17 protein-coding genes and 1 pseudogene are annotated in these 17,665 nt (G+C 32.2%); 11 read left to right on the plus strand and 7 right to left on the minus strand.

Going from position 1 to position 17,665, the window contains the following annotated elements:
• Window positions 1-287: 287 nt before the first annotated feature.
• The gene (locus tag M3183_RS21290) at window positions 288-482 is read left to right on the plus strand and encodes a helix-turn-helix transcriptional regulator (protein WP_251472813.1); all 195 of its coding nucleotides are present in this window, start codon (window positions 288-290) and stop codon (window positions 480-482) included.
• Window positions 483-747: 265 nt separating this feature from the next.
• Here M3183_RS21290 and M3183_RS27485 read toward each other — a convergent pair whose 3' ends face one another.
• Window positions 748-1,359, minus strand: a complete 612-nt coding sequence (locus M3183_RS27485) for a CBO0543 family protein (RefSeq protein WP_396953746.1) — start codon at window positions 1,357-1,359, stop codon at window positions 748-750.
• 326 nt (window positions 1,360-1,685) lie between these two features.
• The gene (locus M3183_RS21295) at window positions 1,686-2,264 is read right to left on the minus strand and encodes a hypothetical protein (RefSeq protein WP_251472765.1); all 579 of its coding nucleotides are present in this window, start codon (window positions 2,262-2,264) and stop codon (window positions 1,686-1,688) included.
• A 378-nt stretch (window positions 2,265-2,642) separates the two neighbouring features.
• On the opposite strand from M3183_RS21295, the gene M3183_RS21300 reads away from it, so the two are divergent.
• From M3183_RS21300 to ltrA, 3 genes and pseudogenes are all read left to right on the plus strand, one after another.
• On the plus strand, window positions 2,643-2,831 hold the full coding sequence (locus M3183_RS21300; protein WP_251472767.1) for a hypothetical protein: 189 nt from the start codon (window positions 2,643-2,645) through the stop codon (window positions 2,829-2,831).
• Between the two features lie 126 nt (window positions 2,832-2,957).
• On the plus strand, window positions 2,958-3,647 hold the full coding sequence (locus M3183_RS21305) for a class I SAM-dependent methyltransferase (protein ID WP_311315396.1): 690 nt from the start codon (window positions 2,958-2,960) through the stop codon (window positions 3,645-3,647).
• A gap of 820 nt (window positions 3,648-4,467) precedes the next feature.
• Window positions 4,468-6,265, plus strand: a pseudogene (ltrA, locus tag M3183_RS21310) (group II intron reverse transcriptase/maturase).
• 257 nt (window positions 6,266-6,522) lie between these two features.
• On the opposite strand, the gene M3183_RS21315 reads toward ltrA, so the two are convergent.
• Both M3183_RS21315 and M3183_RS21320 read right to left on the minus strand, forming a co-directional pair.
• Complete coding sequence (locus M3183_RS21315; RefSeq protein WP_251472769.1) at window positions 6,523-6,741, minus strand: NUDIX hydrolase; 219 nt, start codon at window positions 6,739-6,741, stop codon at window positions 6,523-6,525.
• Between the two features lie 499 nt (window positions 6,742-7,240).
• A complete protein-coding gene (locus M3183_RS21320) occupies window positions 7,241-8,269 on the minus strand; it encodes a DNA/RNA non-specific endonuclease (RefSeq protein WP_251472771.1) in 1,029 nt (342 codons plus the stop codon).
• Window positions 8,270-8,731: 462 nt separating this feature from the next.
• Between M3183_RS21320 and M3183_RS21325 the strand changes: the two genes are divergently transcribed.
• Window positions 8,732-8,917, plus strand: a complete 186-nt coding sequence (locus M3183_RS21325; protein WP_251472773.1) for a DUF2187 family protein — start codon at window positions 8,732-8,734, stop codon at window positions 8,915-8,917.
• Window positions 8,918-9,211: 294 nt separating this feature from the next.
• On the opposite strand, the gene M3183_RS21330 is transcribed toward M3183_RS21325, so the two are convergent.
• Complete coding sequence (locus tag M3183_RS21330) at window positions 9,212-9,544, minus strand: MmcQ/YjbR family DNA-binding protein (RefSeq protein WP_251472775.1); 333 nt, start codon at window positions 9,542-9,544, stop codon at window positions 9,212-9,214.
• A gap of 1,564 nt (window positions 9,545-11,108) precedes the next feature.
• Between M3183_RS21330 and M3183_RS21335 the strand changes: the two genes are divergently transcribed.
• The 4 genes from M3183_RS21335 (at window position 11,109) to M3183_RS21350 (ending at window position 14,678) form a co-directional block, all read left to right on the plus strand.
• Window positions 11,109-11,909: a ParA family protein gene (locus M3183_RS21335; protein WP_251472777.1), complete on the plus strand. Its 801-nt coding sequence runs from the start codon at window positions 11,109-11,111 to the stop codon at window positions 11,907-11,909.
• The gene (locus M3183_RS21340) at window positions 11,875-12,372 is read left to right on the plus strand and encodes a hypothetical protein (RefSeq protein WP_251472779.1); all 498 of its coding nucleotides are present in this window, start codon (window positions 11,875-11,877) and stop codon (window positions 12,370-12,372) included. The genes M3183_RS21335 and M3183_RS21340 overlap by 35 nt, the downstream gene beginning before the upstream one ends.
• Window positions 12,373-12,853: 481 nt before the next feature.
• On the plus strand, window positions 12,854-13,003 hold the full coding sequence (locus M3183_RS21345) for a hypothetical protein (RefSeq protein ID WP_251472780.1): 150 nt from the start codon (window positions 12,854-12,856) through the stop codon (window positions 13,001-13,003).
• 1,129 nt (window positions 13,004-14,132) lie between these two features.
• The gene (locus M3183_RS21350; RefSeq protein ID WP_285880696.1) at window positions 14,133-14,678 is read left to right on the plus strand and encodes a JAB domain-containing protein; all 546 of its coding nucleotides are present in this window, start codon (window positions 14,133-14,135) and stop codon (window positions 14,676-14,678) included.
• 269 nt (window positions 14,679-14,947) lie between these two features.
• Here the strand turns inward: M3183_RS21350 and M3183_RS21355 are convergent, their stop codons facing one another.
• Window positions 14,948-15,601, minus strand: a complete 654-nt coding sequence (locus M3183_RS21355) for a zeta toxin family protein (RefSeq protein ID WP_251472782.1) — start codon at window positions 15,599-15,601, stop codon at window positions 14,948-14,950.
• Entirely contained in the window at window positions 15,601-15,795 is a 195-nt protein-coding gene (locus M3183_RS21360; protein ID WP_251472783.1) for a hypothetical protein, read from the minus strand. The genes M3183_RS21355 and M3183_RS21360 overlap by 1 nt, the downstream gene beginning before the upstream one ends.
• Before the next feature lie 714 nt (window positions 15,796-16,509).
• Here M3183_RS21360 and M3183_RS21365 point away from each other — a divergent pair.
• Together M3183_RS21365 and M3183_RS21370 are read left to right on the plus strand one after the other, a co-directional pair.
• A complete protein-coding gene (locus tag M3183_RS21365) occupies window positions 16,510-17,004 on the plus strand; it encodes a hypothetical protein (RefSeq protein ID WP_251472784.1) in 495 nt (164 codons plus the stop codon).
• Window positions 16,985-17,614 carry a hypothetical protein gene (locus tag M3183_RS21370; protein WP_251472786.1) on the plus strand — a complete coding sequence of 210 codons (630 nt, stop codon included), beginning with the start codon at window positions 16,985-16,987 and terminating at the stop codon, window positions 17,612-17,614. The genes M3183_RS21365 and M3183_RS21370 overlap by 20 nt, the downstream gene beginning before the upstream one ends.
• Window positions 17,615-17,665 lie beyond the last annotated feature (51 nt).

Here is a 17,665-nt window from a genome sequence, read left to right on the forward strand (position 1 = left end):
TATTAGAAATTTCAACTTTCACTTTTTCTTGAACTTACTTGTCGTTTTTGAAAAAGAATAGGTATTTACGTAACCATCCCCACCAACATAATCATCCCGTTTAAGTACACCACTTCACAAATCAAAACGTTTTCAAGCATTGCCCACCGCCCTCTTCTTATTTCCCGTGAGAGTTAAAATTTTTTGCAATTATTTATCACAAAATGCATATAATCCTTTACATTTTGCATATAAAATATCACATTATAAATAACCAATTTTTGGAGACAAATAACAAATGCCTAAAAATAGTTCGTGAATTACGGGCACCTTTTAGATGGTCACAGGTTGTTTTGGCCAAGAAAATTGGTGTGACACGACAAACCATCGGCTTAATTGAAAAAGGAGATTATGTACCCTCCGTTATATTGTCTTTTAAAATTGCCAAAGCAGTTGGGGTTCAGGTCGAAGAAATCTTTTTAAAAAAGAAAGGATGGATGTAGACTTATTTGAAGACCCCTTGGATAAACAAATACGTCAATCTATTGTCCGGCATTCACTTCGGAGACTTGAAAGTTTAGGATACATAGTTACTCTACAAGGATCTGAAGCATCTTAATCCAGTCAAACTTATTGATTAATGAATGAGGCCCTCCTTTTTTAAAAAAAAGCTGAGTCTTCTTTAGGATTGGCAATTTCCAAATGTTGCAGAATTTTATTTTCATAGTTGTTTAATAAGGGATTAACCATAAATTAACCCCAATACTTTTACAATGATTTTTTCCTTGTAAAAAAATCCTCCAAAATTGTATGGTAGTATAAATCAACTAATGGTTGAAAGTACCTTGAGATGTGGCTTATCTTTAATGGAACATTGAATTTGAAAATAAAAAAAACAGTTGAACACAAAGATAGGAATAATGTGAGTATAGGTCGTTTAGTAAATAAATGGCTGAGCAAAAACATCTTTATGAATAATAATCCCGACCAAAAAGCATTCCAACCGTGGGAATAACTAATTAACCGTTTTTTGTGAATCAAATATTCAACTGTAGAACTACCTATAATCCAAGATATAAAGTAAATAAATTGCTTCAACAGCGTATTTGGCATCTTACTTAGGAATATAAGGACTAATAATGGAGTTACTATAACTGTATGGACTAATTTAATAAAATTCCAGTTTAGTCCAATAGGAATGAACTCCCAGACAAGATGTCTTCTACATAATAAATAATATATTGCATTAAATAAACTAACATACACCATATTTTTATAATACTTTGAAATCTCACGGTAAGAACCACCCAAGACGGTTACTAAAATAACACTAAGTATCAGTAGAATATGACCATTTCTAATTTCCTGTTTTTTTCTCATTTCATACCCCAACTGTCATTAATCTTAGTTAAAGGTTTCCCAACGTTAGTAAAAAACGTCTCTCCCGTTGAAGAAAATCCCCCGTCAGCCTTAAGTACAAATGTTCACAAATTTTCCTTTAGTTTTTAACTAGCAGGTTGGAAGAACTATGATGTCGGTAGTTTTTTAGCAAAACGGATAACAACTCAATATAAAGAATATTAAAACCCTTTTGTTACCACTTCATAATAAATAATCCATTCATAGAATTGTGAACATCATTGGTCCAGTGGACTCCCCCGCTAGGAAATAAGGGATAATCCTTCTTGAGGACTTCTAATTTACTGCTAATTTGATGGTTTTTTAAATTTCCTTTCAGTCCATAAAAAAACATCATTAATGAACTTTGCACCAATAATAACTATTACATAGCCTAAAAACACATGAAAATAGTTTGTCTTTCCGTACAGTCTAAGTAAATTGATTGAAACAAATGTAGGATTCAGTACAAAAGAAAATAATAAGGCAGCTATACCAGAAAATAGATAATAATTCTTTTTATTATTTAAAGTCCATTGGTAAACTAACATGAATGTTACAGGAATTAAACTAGAGTCAAATGCAAAACCAGGGAGAAAAGGAATTAAGGGGATTGGGTGATTTCTAAAGCCCATCTCTCTTACAAATATATCAATATAATGAGCTATCATATGAACGCTATAACCATAAAATCCAATTTGGAAAATTTTTGTTTTATCAATTTTAAAAAATAGAAAAATTAGCGGAAGAATGAACAAAGCTAATTCCATCCAGTATTCAAATGAAGCATATAGGGAATAATCAATCCAATAATCAACTAGATCCTCATAGGTTGCTTTAATCGTTTTCACTATTTGATTAAATTCTTCCGTTCGATTTTTTGCCAAAATTACCATCATCCTTAAATTTTATCCCTTACTCATAAATATTCTTCCAAAATTTTATATTTATATGTATAGACATAAGCAAGTAAATTCTCCTCAAATGAGTAAGAAATGGGATAAATATCATAAATTATTGTATCAATTAGTTCCACATCTAATCTTGTTTTGTTTCTGGCATTTAATAGATGTAGGTTTTGGCAGTATGTTTATTAATCTTTATGAATCATTATTTAAGGGTAAAACTTTATACACACTAATATTTATTCATTTTTGTGAAGCAATGCTTACTGCACTAACGGCAGTTTAGTTTAAGAAAAAAAACAAAGAATGCCAATATTGAGGACTGAATATGTTAAAATTTAGTAAATGGGTGGTGGTTGAATGAAAGATGAAAATAAACCTTTTAATGATGTAATAGACCATTTTAACAAGATTGAAGGAAATGCTGCTAATCTTGCCAAAACAAATATAAAAAAGTTGTCAAAACCCTTGAAATACTTTGGATACTTTACGATTGGTTCCATTTCATTATCCATTCTGTTAATAATTATTTTAAATTTATTAAATTAACTAAGAGCTGCCATTCTGGCGGCTTTTTCTTGTTGACTAACGGGTGCGATAGTTGAACAAAGAAGATTTACTGTTCAATGTGTTAAAATTAGAAAAAGTAAGATTTTTTAAAGGGGTTTTTTGGAGATGTTAAAAACAAATTCGGAAGAGTATGATGACCCTATCTTATATGATAAGGAAAATGAAGAATATATTGAAGACCTTTCTTATTTAATGAAATGGGCTTCAAAAAGCGAAGGTGAACCTATAATTGATTTAGCCTGTGGAACAGGTCGAGCAACCATTCCTTTAGCGAAGTTAGGTTACAAACTCGTTGGGGTTGATATTCATAAAGGAATGTTATGTGAAGGGAGAAAGAAGTCATCAAAACTTAAATTGCAAATCGAATGGGTCGCACAGGATTGTACTAAACTTAACTTAAATATTAAGAGTAATTTTATATTCTCTGTAGGAAACTCATTCCAGCACTTTCTTACGAATGAGGAACAGGATGGGCTATTAGCATCTGTAAATAAACATTTAGAAATTGACGGTGTTTTTATTTTCAACACAAGACTCCCAAGTACAGAAGAGTTAATCCAACCTGATACTGAAGAATATTGGAAGTCATATATAGACAAAAACACTCAAAATAAGGTGGATGTATATACGATTAGTAATTATGATTCTTTGAGTCAAATCCAACACTATACAACCATTAGAAAATACATAAATAAAGAAGAAAAAATAATAGATGAAAAAAGAACCAATATAAGATTACGCTATGTTTTTCCAAAAGAGATGGAAAGAATCCTATTATTTAACGGTTTTGGATAGTAAACATATTTAAGGATTGGAAAGAAACCCCTATTACAAACGATAGTTATGAGATGATTTATGTGTGTAAAAAAGTTAAAAACTTAATTTGAATAATGTATAGTTTGTGAAGAAATGTACTGAGCGAAACGTTTCCTTATAAGTGCCAAAGCACGAAATAGGAGAATTGCTATCAAGCAATTACAACTGATTAATTAAAACTCGGAATGAAAGTCGTCATGTTGAGCTGAAACGGGTTATCTGATCCTCCTACATGCACATGAAGGTAGTAGCCAGAATGTGTATGAAGCTATGTGAAGTCGGCTGAAACGAACCTAAGTTGCTTCTTAGAATATGGTTTGTGATAGGTCGGGATGCTACAAAATATCTATGGTGAGAATGTCCAACTGGACTGACGAACTTGCGAATGTACGGGTCTAGAAATTAATACGCTCGAAAGACGTATGCTGCGAACGCAGTGTCAAACACCGAAAAGTACGAGTAGTGTATAGGAACTTCGGGATATCTAACAAATGAGGATATAGGTTGGCAGGCTTAAAGTGAGCACCTACGGATATATGCAAAGCTAGGTTAATCGGAACGTTGTAAGTAAGAAACATCCACTTTTAAACGACTACTATCGGGATGGTGTCTATAAGATAATAATATATCGAAGTGACTTTACTCTTGCGAAAGTAGGGACACAGTACCGTTAAAGCGTGTAACGAGCGTGGAGGGATAGTCCCAAGTCTTCTCTTTGAAAACTAACATAACTAAATGAAACTCACAGGGTCGAGTAAGATGATGGGATTTTCCGCAAGGAAGGAGAAACAATCCATCGGTGAGTGCAGCTCTACGACATGCAGAATATTACGGTATGCAAGACATATTTGATGACCTTTATGAGCGAAGTAAAAACAATGCCACAAAGGGTTTAAGGCTATATGAACATATCATATCAAAAGACAATATCTTATTAGCCTTTCGGAACATTAAAGCGAATACAGGTTCAAAAACAGCTGGAACTGATGGCATCACGATTGACCAATACAAGATTGAAAACGCTGATGAATTTATCGAGGAAATTCGAAAAGTATTACAGAATTATAAACCTCAAACGGTGCGAAGGGTTGAGATACCTAAACCGAATGGAAAGAAACGTCCATTAGGTATTCCGACTATGAGAGATAGACTAATTCAACAGATGTTCAAACAAGTATTAGAGCCAATATGTGAAGCTAAATTTTATCACCATTCATACGGTTTTAGACCAAATAGGTCAACTCACCATGTAATGGCTAGATGTCAGTTCTTAGTCAATAATGTGAAGTTGCATCATGTAGTAGACATTGATATACAAGGTTTCTTTGACAACGTGAGCCATTCAAAGTTAATTAAACAAATGTACAGTATAGGCATACGGGACAAAAGAGTTTTAACGATTGTCTCGAAAATGCTAAATGCACCAATCAAAGGCATTGGTGTTCCAACTAAAGGAACTCCGCAAGGAGGAATCCTGTCTCCTCTTTTATCAAACATTGTTTTAAATGACTTAGATTGGTGGATAGCCAACCAATGGGAATGCCTAAAAACAAAACATGCTTACGCAACCAATAGTAAGACAAGAGCGTTAAGGAAAACGAATCTCAAACAAATGTATATCGTTAGATATGCAGATGACTTTAAGATTTTCACAAATTCTCACCAATCAGCTATCAAAATATTTCACGCTACCAAGGAATACATAAAAAATCAGCTAAACCTTGATATATCAACTGAGAAATCAGCGATTACTAATCTTAGAAGGAGGAAATCTGATTTTTTAGGTCTTTCTCTTAAAGCAGTAACCAAGCGTAATAAATATTAGCCAATACACACGTTATGGATAAAAAGATGAATGATATACTAGAAAAACTTAGATATTTCATTCGCAAAATCCAAAATAAGCCAACACCACATACTGTCATGGATTATAACGCTTATTTTCTCGGAATAAAAAATTACTTCAAGGTTGCGACTCATATCAATATAGATTTTGGAAAAATAGCCTATCGTCTATTGAAAACCATGTATAATCGTCTAAAACCAATTGGCAAATATGGAAAGCCTATAAAGCCATCAGAAACATACAAGAGACTTCATAAGAATAATTTCAGAACATATAAAATTGCTGGTGCATATTTATTTCCATTAGGGGATATTCAAGCAAGTAATGCCATGAACTTCAGTCAAAATATATGTAATTATACAAAAGAAGAAAGGCTTAAACTTCATCAAAATCTTATAGCCGACGTTGCCGTACAAATAAACAAAATGTTAAAAGTACCTTACGGTAAAGACAACCTGGAGGTTGCAGATAACAGAATCTCAAGGTATTCTATGCAATTAGGCAAATGTGCAGTAACAGGGGAATTTTAACATCCAATCAGGTACACTGTCATCATAAATTACCCAGATTTATGGGAGGTACAGATGAGTTTAATAATCTTGTAATCATACATAAAGATGTTCATAGATTAATCCATGCTACAAGTGAAAAGACGATTGAACGATATAGGAACACTCTTCAATTAGATGGAAAACAATTGAAGAAGCTAAACCAATTTCGTAAAGTTTGTAATTTAGTTGCTTTAGTCTAAAAGAATAAGATAGAACGCCTAATGCGGTGAAAGTCGCACGTTGGGTGTGGAGCAGGGGAAAAGATGGAGATAACATCAAGTCTTACCTATTGCTATTAAACTATCCTGCTTTAGCATAATAAGGAATAAAAATAAAGAGCCTAAGATATGCAAGTTTTTATGCACTACTTGCGTATATCGGCTCTTTTTACATTCAAAAAACAGACTACCGTATATAGCATTTTTTAATTGCCAAATACATCTTGTCTCTTCTTTTACTACCCTTTTGCTGCATAGAGAATATCCTCTCCTGGTTCAATTCGTCCACTTGAAAAATTCCACTTATTAATAACATTTAATTTATTTTCTTTAATCATTAAAACCCTTTCATCTTTGATTATTGACACACTAACAACTAAAACAATGGGATTTTGAGTCATTTTTCCCCCCTGTATTTTTACGAAATAAAATCCTAACTGCTCTCCATCGTTTTCCATTCATTGAATTTCCTTCTTTAACTTGCCCCGTTCGCACAACAAGAAAAAGAGACCGCCGAAGCTATTCCAACTTAAGGTTTTGCCCCCGTTTAATGTAAGTACATTTCTTCATAATAAATGTTTTAAAGATTATGTGGTGGAATTTCTATCTCTACAATTACTCCTAAAGCGATAGACCTGAATGGAAGACTATTAATTACATTTGTTATCTTTCTTCATAAACAATGCGGCTTGTAGTTTTTTCCATTTTCTGTTTCTGCATCTGTCACTCTCGACCTTGTCTCTTATAGCTCCTCTTGTGCTTAGTTAATAAAAAACAGAAGGCTTATCCCTTCTGTTTACCTAAAAGCTTTAATGATATCCTTTATTTGTTTAATTGCCTTTTTTCATGTATGCTAGAAACTCAATTATTTGATCAAGGTTTAAGACACCGAGAGCACCTATTTTTGCCGATTTTTTTCACTTTTGTGTTACATGTTTTTATAAATATCTGATTTGTTTACTCACCTACTAGTCCGTCACCATCTCGATCGTCCATATATTTATAGAGCCATGAATCGCGCGTAATTGGCATTTTAAAGCCAGCAGCTTTGGCTTCAGCGATTGTAACACGACCATTATGATTGGTATCCACCTTACTAACATTTTCATTACTACTTACAGTTTCGTTTGCTGTTACATTGTCTGATTTCGGCGGCTTACTGCTCGTACCTGTCGTTTTCCCTAAATTTTTATTCACTTCATCTGGGTTTACATTGTCAAATTCATCTGTAATGGATCTGCCCTGAATTTTGTATGTGAATTTATAATGATTAGGAATTTGCGTCTGAGTATTTGGATATTGAATCACTGCTACGAAATCAGTACAACCCCCTGCATCTCGAATTACTTTTTCCATATAAGCTTGATCACCGTGTCTATTGAGAATGCTGTCTTGAGGTGTAATGTTATATGCGTTAGATACTCCCCCAAGTGAATCAGCAATTACATGCCCTTCATCTAACGTTGGACTCTCTGTGCCAGGGACCTTCGCTTCATCAGAATAGTATCTCCCAGAAGATGAAACATGCTCAGTATTCGGATTTTGGAGTGTTATATTTTTTGCCTCAACACGAATTAGTTGTCCGTATTCATTTGTAAAAGCCCAATATTCCCTGTCGCCAAACCCGACATCAACTCTGACATTCGGCTTTCTATATCCTGACATATCTCCTCCATCTACTTCGATTAACGTATATTTACTGTAGTCAAAGTCACCATTAACACTTGTTGTGTTTGGTGTACTAGTGGCAGAAACGCTTGGACTGACTTTGCTTTCACTAGTCGTTTTTTCAGCTTTATCTTCAGGTATACTTTTTTTGCTTTCAACAGTGGCTGCGTTATTTTTACTTACTTCTTGAGTTTTATTTATTTTAATTTCTGTTTTCTTTGTTTCAGCATTTTCCCCTTTGCTAGTTGTTTCATTTGATGAACAAGCTGCAAGGAAAACTAATAAAAAAGCCATAAATAAGTAGGTTAATTTCTTCATAAATTGTCCCCTTTTTGTAAATATCTGTTGAAATACCAATACTATTATACTGCTAAAATGCTTCACAAAACGAATAAATGTTGTGGTATATTCTGGTTTATTGTCCGCCTCTGCCCTCTTTTCTTTAGTTCACTATCTATTTTGCTAATATAAGTCTTTAAATGAACAATTTTGCGCGATGACGTAACTAAAAAACAATTAAATAATAGGATTAATTGATAATGCTATATATAAGACCAATATTATTAAAAGTAAACATGCTATATATGTTATTGATGATGTTATTATCAAGGTTGTCAAAAACAACGTTTGCAATATATCTTTTTTCATTAGTTAAAAACTAGATAATTTTAAAGTTACAATAAAGTTATTTTAATTTTGGATTTTAATTACTTATTAGCAATAAATACTTGATATTAACCACAATATTCTGTAAATTTTTATTAAAAAGGGTGAAACAAATTGAAAACAGCTAAAATAAATGATCGGATCCGTTCTAAAAAAGGAATCGTTGGTATTGTGGAAAAGGTATATGAAAACTCGGTTATGATTAAAATTGCTTTAAATCGAACCGGAGTTTTATACGAGAATAATGTAACCGTTATCAACCATAAAAATTATCAAATTCTCAAACAAGTAACAATTTAATATTAAATGAGCCTGGTTTAGATAAAGGGCTTTTGTTAAGAATTACAATAATAATTGATATTTATATTAATATAAATTAGCATTTCATAATATGAGATTTATGCGTGAATTTGGTTGCTTTTTTTGCCTGCTTAGTAGTGCATAATAACAGCATTTTATAGATCCTCTCTAATTCTATTCTTTCTTGCGTTAAAACCCTGTATGTGTTGTGTAACTACTTTTCCGTACATTCTTTCTCATACAGGGGCTTTAATGTTTAGTTAAAAATATATTAGGTAATGTAACTAGCTCAACTTATTTTTCCTTTGTTAATTCATAACTTCGTCTAACCAGATCGTATATAACTTCCTCTGGAATAGTACCGTCAAGAATAATTGAATTCCAATGAGCTTTATTAAGATGGAAGGCAGGAACTATTGAAGAATAATTCTGACGATAGAAATCTAACCAGCCGTTTTCACACTTCAGGTTAATCCAAATACGATTATCCCTTTTGAAAATCCACGCAAAGACCTTTTTGTTTTCTTTATGTCGTATTAATGTCCAATTCTTATCACTAAACGGATAATCTTCATAGGTGTTTTCCAATGTCAAACAATAATTAATTGCTTCCTCTCTAGTTTTCATTTTTCACCTCTACAACATCTACTGTATGCAACTCTTCAAATTAACCGTTAAACCTGGACCTATTCTTTGAGTGTATAATTTCACAACCTTCAAAATCAACATAGAGAACTAAACTGCTTTTAAGGAGATCACCAATAATAAAGTCCTTTAATGAAATTTAAAATAATCAGAGTTATAACTATTCCATATGTAATTTAAAAGGATGAGAAGCTCGTTCTCCTAGGTTACAAAATTTAAGGTTATACATTAGGTGCCATCCTACATTAACAAAGCATTAAACCGATTTTCCAATTCCTCTACTAAACATTGCCCTTATTAAGAGTACTAGATCAATATCTCCTAGCTTAAGAAAGGTTAAAACCAGAACCGTGAACTAAACTCTTAATTTTTCATCAAATATACAAAAAACAATAAACTTAAATACACTTTCAATAACAACATATAATTTGAAATATATGTTGTTATATATAGTACCTTCCTTCCTCCCCTTTTTTCTCCAACTTATCTATTCGCTTTTATTAGAAATCAAATAAACAATTTTTGCTACTAATTATATGTATACTGAAATAGAAAACAAATTTAATAACGATGTTAATATATATTAAAACATATAAAATATTTTATACTTTAAATATGATTTCTATTACCATAACCTATTTAATATTAAAAATAATCTCAATATCATCATATACTTTTTATCATACAGTATTTTATATTACAAATAATATTTTAATATATATTATATTCGATTCATCAAAATCAACATTATAATATATGTTAACATATATTATTTTAATCATGTTATATTCATTTTTCTATGTTTCATTATTCTTGTGAATTTCTCAAAAAAAGAAAAAAATATACTTTAATTCTCCCCTACTATTAGTACTAATAGTTCTATTACGATCTAATCACCTAATAATGTTATTAATATATATATATATATATCATTATATACAACAATAATTACATTGATTGATATGACAGTCTAATATATTTATTTAATTCATATATGTTGTTACGTACTAAAAAAAGACTCCTCACTTTAAATATTTGGATTTAAAGAACAAGTTAATTTAGTTTATAACAAACATTGTATAATTTGTAATTACTAAATTGTATGCCGAAGTTTATTGCAACTTATAATATTATTTGTGGTTATTTTTTTAGAATGCTAATTTCATAATGTTGAAAATCCTTTGTAAAATGTTGGTATTGTTATTAATGTAAAAAATGTTTATTTATACTACATAATTAACGACAACATATATATCGTCATATACTTTTTTCTATATTTATTTAATCTCATATTTCCCCTAAGAAAGGTTGGTTAATAAAAATTATCACCTTATATATTAGGAAAAAATGTTACATTTATAAGAATATAGAGTATAATTAAAATATAGATCAATATATATGTTGACATATGTTTTGAATTATTATCAAACTATGTAATAATATGAACTATAATGTTGGTATAAACATCTTTTTATACATATAGAATATATGCTAGAATAATAGCAAGATTTATCATTTACAATTAACATTAATAGGAGTGAATGTATTGACCGCAAAAATAGTTACTTTTGGAATCAGTAAAGGCGGATGCTCTAAGTCCACTAGCAGTGGGATTACATCTTATCTTCTGAGTAAAGATGAGAGGGTTTTAGCTATTGATATGGATGGGCAAGGAAACTTAACCAGCTTTTTAACCGGTGAATATGATATATGCACTGTATTTGAAGAGAGAACTATTTTGGAAGCCATTATAAATGGTGATGCAAGGCCATATATTATTAAAATCAACAAAAATCTTGATTTAATTCCGGCTAACGATTTTCTTGCCACGCTACCAAGAAAAATGTTTGAAAATCATCTTAAATTAGATGCTTTACAGAGCGCCCTAGAGCCAGTTATGGACGATTATGATTGGATTATAATTGATACTCCACCTGCACTTTCTGAGCAAACTGTTATTCCACTAAGTACATATTCAGAGGCAGGGAGTTATGCTGTAGTAATGTTTGACGGTTCCATGTTTGCTTATTATGCTATTCCAAAGTTTTTAGAAATTATCGAAGGGGCAAAGGAACGTTATAATCCTACCTTAGAAACAGCCGGTATTCTATTTTCATTAATTGATGCTAGAGCCAAGGAAAACGAAGTAATGATTGAAGCTGTTGAGGAGGATTATCCTAATTTAAAATTCGATACCATTATAAAAAGAAAAGCTTCTACTAGACGGTTAGCGATTGAAGGCTTTGATGGCAACTCAGAGTTACGAAATGCGTTAGAATATTATGTTCCATTTGTGAAGGAGTTGAAAAAACGTGTCAGCCAAAAACAACCTCAAGGATCGAATTAAGAAACCAAATGCTACCCAAGCATTCTTTAATTCATATGAAACTAATACTGATGACGATAGCAATATTGAGAAAAATAAAAATGAAGATATTGCTAATGATGCAAATAAAAAGGTAAATAACAATAAAGCCGAAAATGATATTGAACTTAAAAACGTTAATAATAATATTGAGAAAACTAATGCTATAAATAATGACAAAACATATGTTAATGATAACAATGTTGTTAATATCATTGATGTTGATCATGTTGAAGACGATGAATATCTTAGGGAACTAGCTACAGGAAAAAAACCAATAAAAAAGAAAAACAAGAAAGTTTTCACTTCGTTTTATATGGATCCAGACTTAGCTGTAATTGTTGACAAAATAGCAGCAAGAGGCGAAAAAGGAGACAAATCAAAATTAATTAACTTGGGAATAAGAAAATTGTTAGAAGAATATGGGGCTATTGAAAAAAAATAAGCTTATTCTATATTTATTTTATAAAAAACATTGAGTTAATAAGATTAATTATTCATAATCCAACCGATTATGGGACTCCCTTATTAAAGGGTGTCCTTTTTTAATTATAAATAAAGTTTCTATTATTGGACAAACATCTAACACCTTGCCATTTTCAATAGTTGTAATTGAAGTGACCAGTCTAAATTACGTTTATATATAATACATCAACAACAATATAATATATGTTAGCAATAACAATTAATTTATAATTAAGATTGTTATCATTACTGATGATAAACATAATTACACCGTATAAGGCTGCCGCTAAAGAATAGCGAAGCGAAGTAAATAAATCCTTTTTCGAATGGTGTTGGAAATTCTTAGGATCCATACTGTTCAAAATAGATTTTTTAAAAATATATTTGTAATTTGTATGTATAAAAGATTAATAACTTGGGAAACATGTAGATAAGGAAAGAAAAAACGGAGGGGAATATAAATGGGTTTAGAAAATAATCAACTCTTATCTGAATTTATTCATAACGATCGATTTGATCTCAATTCCTATCTTACTTATCTAATTGACCAATTGAAGGATGTATCAAAGCAAGGGGAAGATAAAATAAATCAATGGATTGCAACAAAATAAGCTGCACTTAAAAATGAACCGGTCCACAACCACCAAAATATTGATATTGATTGAATAAATAGCCTTAGAAATAAGAAGAAAGATGTTAGTAATGGGAATTTCTAAATACATGCTAATGTTATTGATGTACATCTTAGGAGTTCGTTATGGAAAAAAGCAACAAAGAGGGATATTTTCTTAACCAATATTTGAATATATATAGAAAGGATCGTTTACCCAATATAGGGACGATCCTCTTTTTTACCCAAAGATTGTTTACGAGATAATACCTTATTTCAAATTTACAAATTAGAATTCGAATTCTCTTTACCATTATTGATACTGCTGACTAAAAATTTGGATTCATTCCTACAACCTTTTCATCCCAGTAAAGCAAGATAGGCAACAAGATTTGTTAAATCATGGTTCATCTTTTCTTTGTTATATAAATCATCTTCTAATATCATGTTCAATATGGCAATACTTTAAATTTAATCCTACAATTTCTTCTTTACGATTTAAATCAACCATTTTTAACACATCCTTCAATAAAGTCTATTTAAGTATTCGCTCACCATAAGTTGATATTTTCCTTAAGACCTCTCCATTTTGCCCAGGGAATCATGATTTTTAATAAAAATCTTTTAGCAAAAGAGTTTTATACTTTTCAAAGCGTTAAATCCTTTCCAAAATAAAACCCCATATTCTTATCCTGGGAGGCAGCACTACAAACTGTAAGAAGGAAGACAACTTTCTAACAGTTTGTACGTGTCGCTTTGGCACTAAATGGCCCGATAACCACGGTCTGTAAGGCTAGAGCCAACATTCCGTAGGTTCCTGTTCCATTTACGGCATGCCGCCGTACCAAACGAACCTAAGACCCAAATACATAATGGCCATAGGAAAGCAGCCTTCAGGCTGCTATTTTTTGTTTATTTTTCCCTTTTGCCTTACGAATCGTAAAACATCGCAAGCCGTCTAATCCTTCATCCGTTAGGGCACCCGAACCTTCCCGGCTGAAAGATAAGACGGCTATTCGGCCAATCAAGGGGCAAAAAAGTTTTTTTCCTTAAGGGGCGCTTACGCAACAGAAAAAAACTTTTTATGCTAATCCCTTGACCGACCGCCTATGCGTGTTTTTCGTTTCTCCATGCCAAAGGGGAAAAATAATTCCCTTTGGGGAAATTATTCGCTTCGCAAGGCAAGAAAAATGAAAAAACAAAAAGAAAGGGAGTTAGGAAAAATGGAATTTATGTCAATCTTTGAAGTAGTACGAATCAAGCAGGAAATTAAGGAATCTCAGGAGCCGTTTGTACAGTATTCTATCCGCTCACCAGAAGATGCGCAGCAGTTAGCAGCTTCTTACATAGCGGATGAGGACCGGGAAGTGCTACTTGTGTTGATGCTAAATACGAAAAATCAGGTAGTAGGGTTACATAGAGCCCATGTAGGGAGTTTAAATTCAAGTATTGTTCATCCTAGAGAGGTAATGAAATGCGCTATTCTCAATAATGCAGCATCAATTATCATTAGTCATCAGCACCCAAGCGGAGACCCCACCCCTAGCAGAGAAGATATTGAAGTAACCAAAAGGCTTGCAGAAGCAGGGAAAGTTTTAGGAATCGAAGTGCTTGACCATATTATTGTCACACATACCGGTAAGCACGTTAGCTTAAAGGAAAAAGGATATCTCTAAAAAACTATGTATCTAGCAAAGGGGAACTTTCCCCTTTGCATTGAAGATAATTTATCATTATTTGGTATTTCAGATTAAAGATGTGAAGAAGAATTGGGAGAGGGGAGTTTGCCCTTAAAAAATACTGGATTAATCAGCATCAATTTTTCACCAACGAATGGTAAAAAACATCCGTTTTTTTTGATTATAAAACGCAGGCATCGAACCTGCTTTACGGTTGCTAGCGCAACCATTTGAAAGAAGGCTCAAGGGAGAAAGGAAACCACTTGCTAAGGCAAATGGTCCATTCCATCATTAAGTAAACCGGGTATATTTTGTCTTAAGCGTTTTTTATTGATCTCCCTTAAATTGTTCGCAACTGGAAGGGCCCACGAAGGAAGGGGATGCGCCTGGTAGGTGATACAACCATCATTTATTTCTAATACAATATCACCACGGTCTTCGCTATTATCGATTAAAATCAGATTATCAATCATATGGGCATACTTGTAAAGATGTTTGAAAGAGGTGGTATTTCTTCTAAGGATATCTTCAGTTGGAATGTTGTGGCCGCCATTTTTCACTCTCATGGCTACCCTTTCAATATTTTGGTTTACATGACGAAGAGCAACATAAAACATGGTGACTTCATATCCCATCTTTTTTGCTTCTTGAATTTGTCTGATGGCATTGGTCCCAGCAAGTGTTGTCTCAATTGAGAAATCTTTACCTTCTTTCATGTACTTTTTAACGGATTTAATCACTTCTTTACCAGCAGCTAATCTTTTACTTTCTGGATTTTCCGAATCGATTCTTCTGGCAATTGCATCAGGGTCAAGATTTATATCAAGACCTATTTTATCAATGATTAAGTTGCGGAAGGTGCTTTTTCCACTTCCATTATTGCCGGCGAATACAAAAAAGATTGGTTGATGCGAATGCATTAAGATTCACCATCTTTTTGAAACGGAATAACATTCCCATTCGGAAATTCCTTTACAAGTTTCCCGTTCTTTTCATATATGATATAGGTGTTGTTCACTTTTGCATCAATTCTTGCTCGTTCACCCGTCATTTTTGCCCATTTACCAATCCAGGCATATTTTCGCTTAGGTTCACTGTTTTGTTCCTCTAACATATAAAACACCACCTTTGTTTCATTATATCAGATTCTAACCTCATTTTATAAGTAGTTCTCATAGGCCTATTTAAAGAAATGTAAATATTGTTACCATTAAAAACGTCACGCTATTATCAATAACATATATATCATTAATAACATTAAGAATAACATATATGTTAATAATGCATTCATCCTCATTTTTTAATTTAAAAGACTATAAAATTTATGTTTACAAAAATGTATACAAAATATAAGTAACATTACTATCGGTTATTACCATCTAAGTTCCATTGGACATAACGGCTTATTCACGCAATTTGTTGTATGTGTACAATGATAATAATTATTAGGTCTTCAAGTATCAGAAATAAATTATTAGATTCTTTAGCTGGAGGTTACCCGGTGATGCTGTCCTCAGCTAAAGATAAAATTTAATCACTTCTAGTAATTGATTTTTTAGCGAATCTCTACTTTAACCAATTTCACTCCGGCCTTTTTTGCATCTTTCACTGCTTTTTTTATCTGTTTTGATACATTTTTCCCCTTATTTTTTTTCGGCATATTCCTATCTTTCCTTCCTTTAAGAGAATTGTAGTAACCATTATTCCCTTATTCTAAAAAAATATTCAAAAGGGTTCTATTCTTCCTCCCCCCTTACTATATATCTAATAAAACATGGAAAAATGGAAAAGTGACCATGAGGTAAATAAAAAAATAGAGGGGGGAGTCTTGAAAGTGGAGAGCTTAAATCCGATGTTCCAAAACGCAAATAACAAAAAAATAATTTCAAAAAAAGAAGTTGTAGAAAAAAAAGTTCCTGAATATCAGCAAAAGAAAAAAAGAAAAACACGATCAGATAAGTGTCACAATATAAAATTCCCTGTAACACCCATTATGCAGATGAAGCTGCGCACCTACTGTAAACAAACAAAGAGATTTTACCAAAGGGAAGATGGACAAGCCCTCAGTCAAACCGCTTTTAATACTTCACTTTTACAATTTGGATTACATCATATGGAAATAGTTGACTGGAATATTGACTATGAAGATACAAAAATATATATGCATACCATGCTAAAAGAAAGTCTTTATCAAACCATTGGAGGGCCTTATGGTCTTGCTATTCAGAAGCAGCTTTCCGAACGCAAAGTTGTTTTCTTTATTATGATGAGCGTCATAAATTGGATTGAAAAGGGTGGTTCTCTTGAAGAAATCTTACAGTAGATTAAATCTTCTTCAAAGAAAATTACAAGGCCTGTCTCCCTCTAAAGGCTTATTTGACTATATATTCGGCAACCGAAGGTACCTAAAGATTATTATTGGATATTATGATTATATTAGAGGGGAAGTATTTATTGACGATATGTTCGATATGTATGAAGACGTCCCACATGGGTTTAATTTGGCTGTCCTTATTCATCTTCTTTATAAGGATTTCTTGAACCAAATCAAAAAAGGGAATATAAACAAACAGGTTGCTGGGTTTTTAATGTCAAAAAAAGAACAATACATGGGGGAGGTAAAAGTAGAAAAAAGAGTGATGAAGGCATTGTCGGATCACTTATTTACATTCGAAACCATTGAGAAGGAAGTCATTGAGGAAGACTTTGAAAAAGAAAAGAAAGCCCATATCACAATACAAATGAAAGAAACGGAAATCCTAAGAGGAGAGATCTTCCTTCATGACCTTTCCCCATATCTTAACGACCAACACATAACCATTGAGGATTTATTAACGATTCTTTATTTAGATTTCATTGCTCAAGTAAAAGAGGAAGGGAATTCTGTTAAAGTTCAAAAAAACATTCTTTCTCACCTGAAATCAGCACAATAATGATCCAGGTGAGAAACCATTATTTTTTAAGCGGATGGTGTACTATATAGC

The organism is Neobacillus mesonae, from assembly GCF_023715155.1.
GTDB lineage: Bacteria > Bacillota > Bacilli > Bacillales > Cytobacillaceae > Neobacillus > Neobacillus mesonae_A.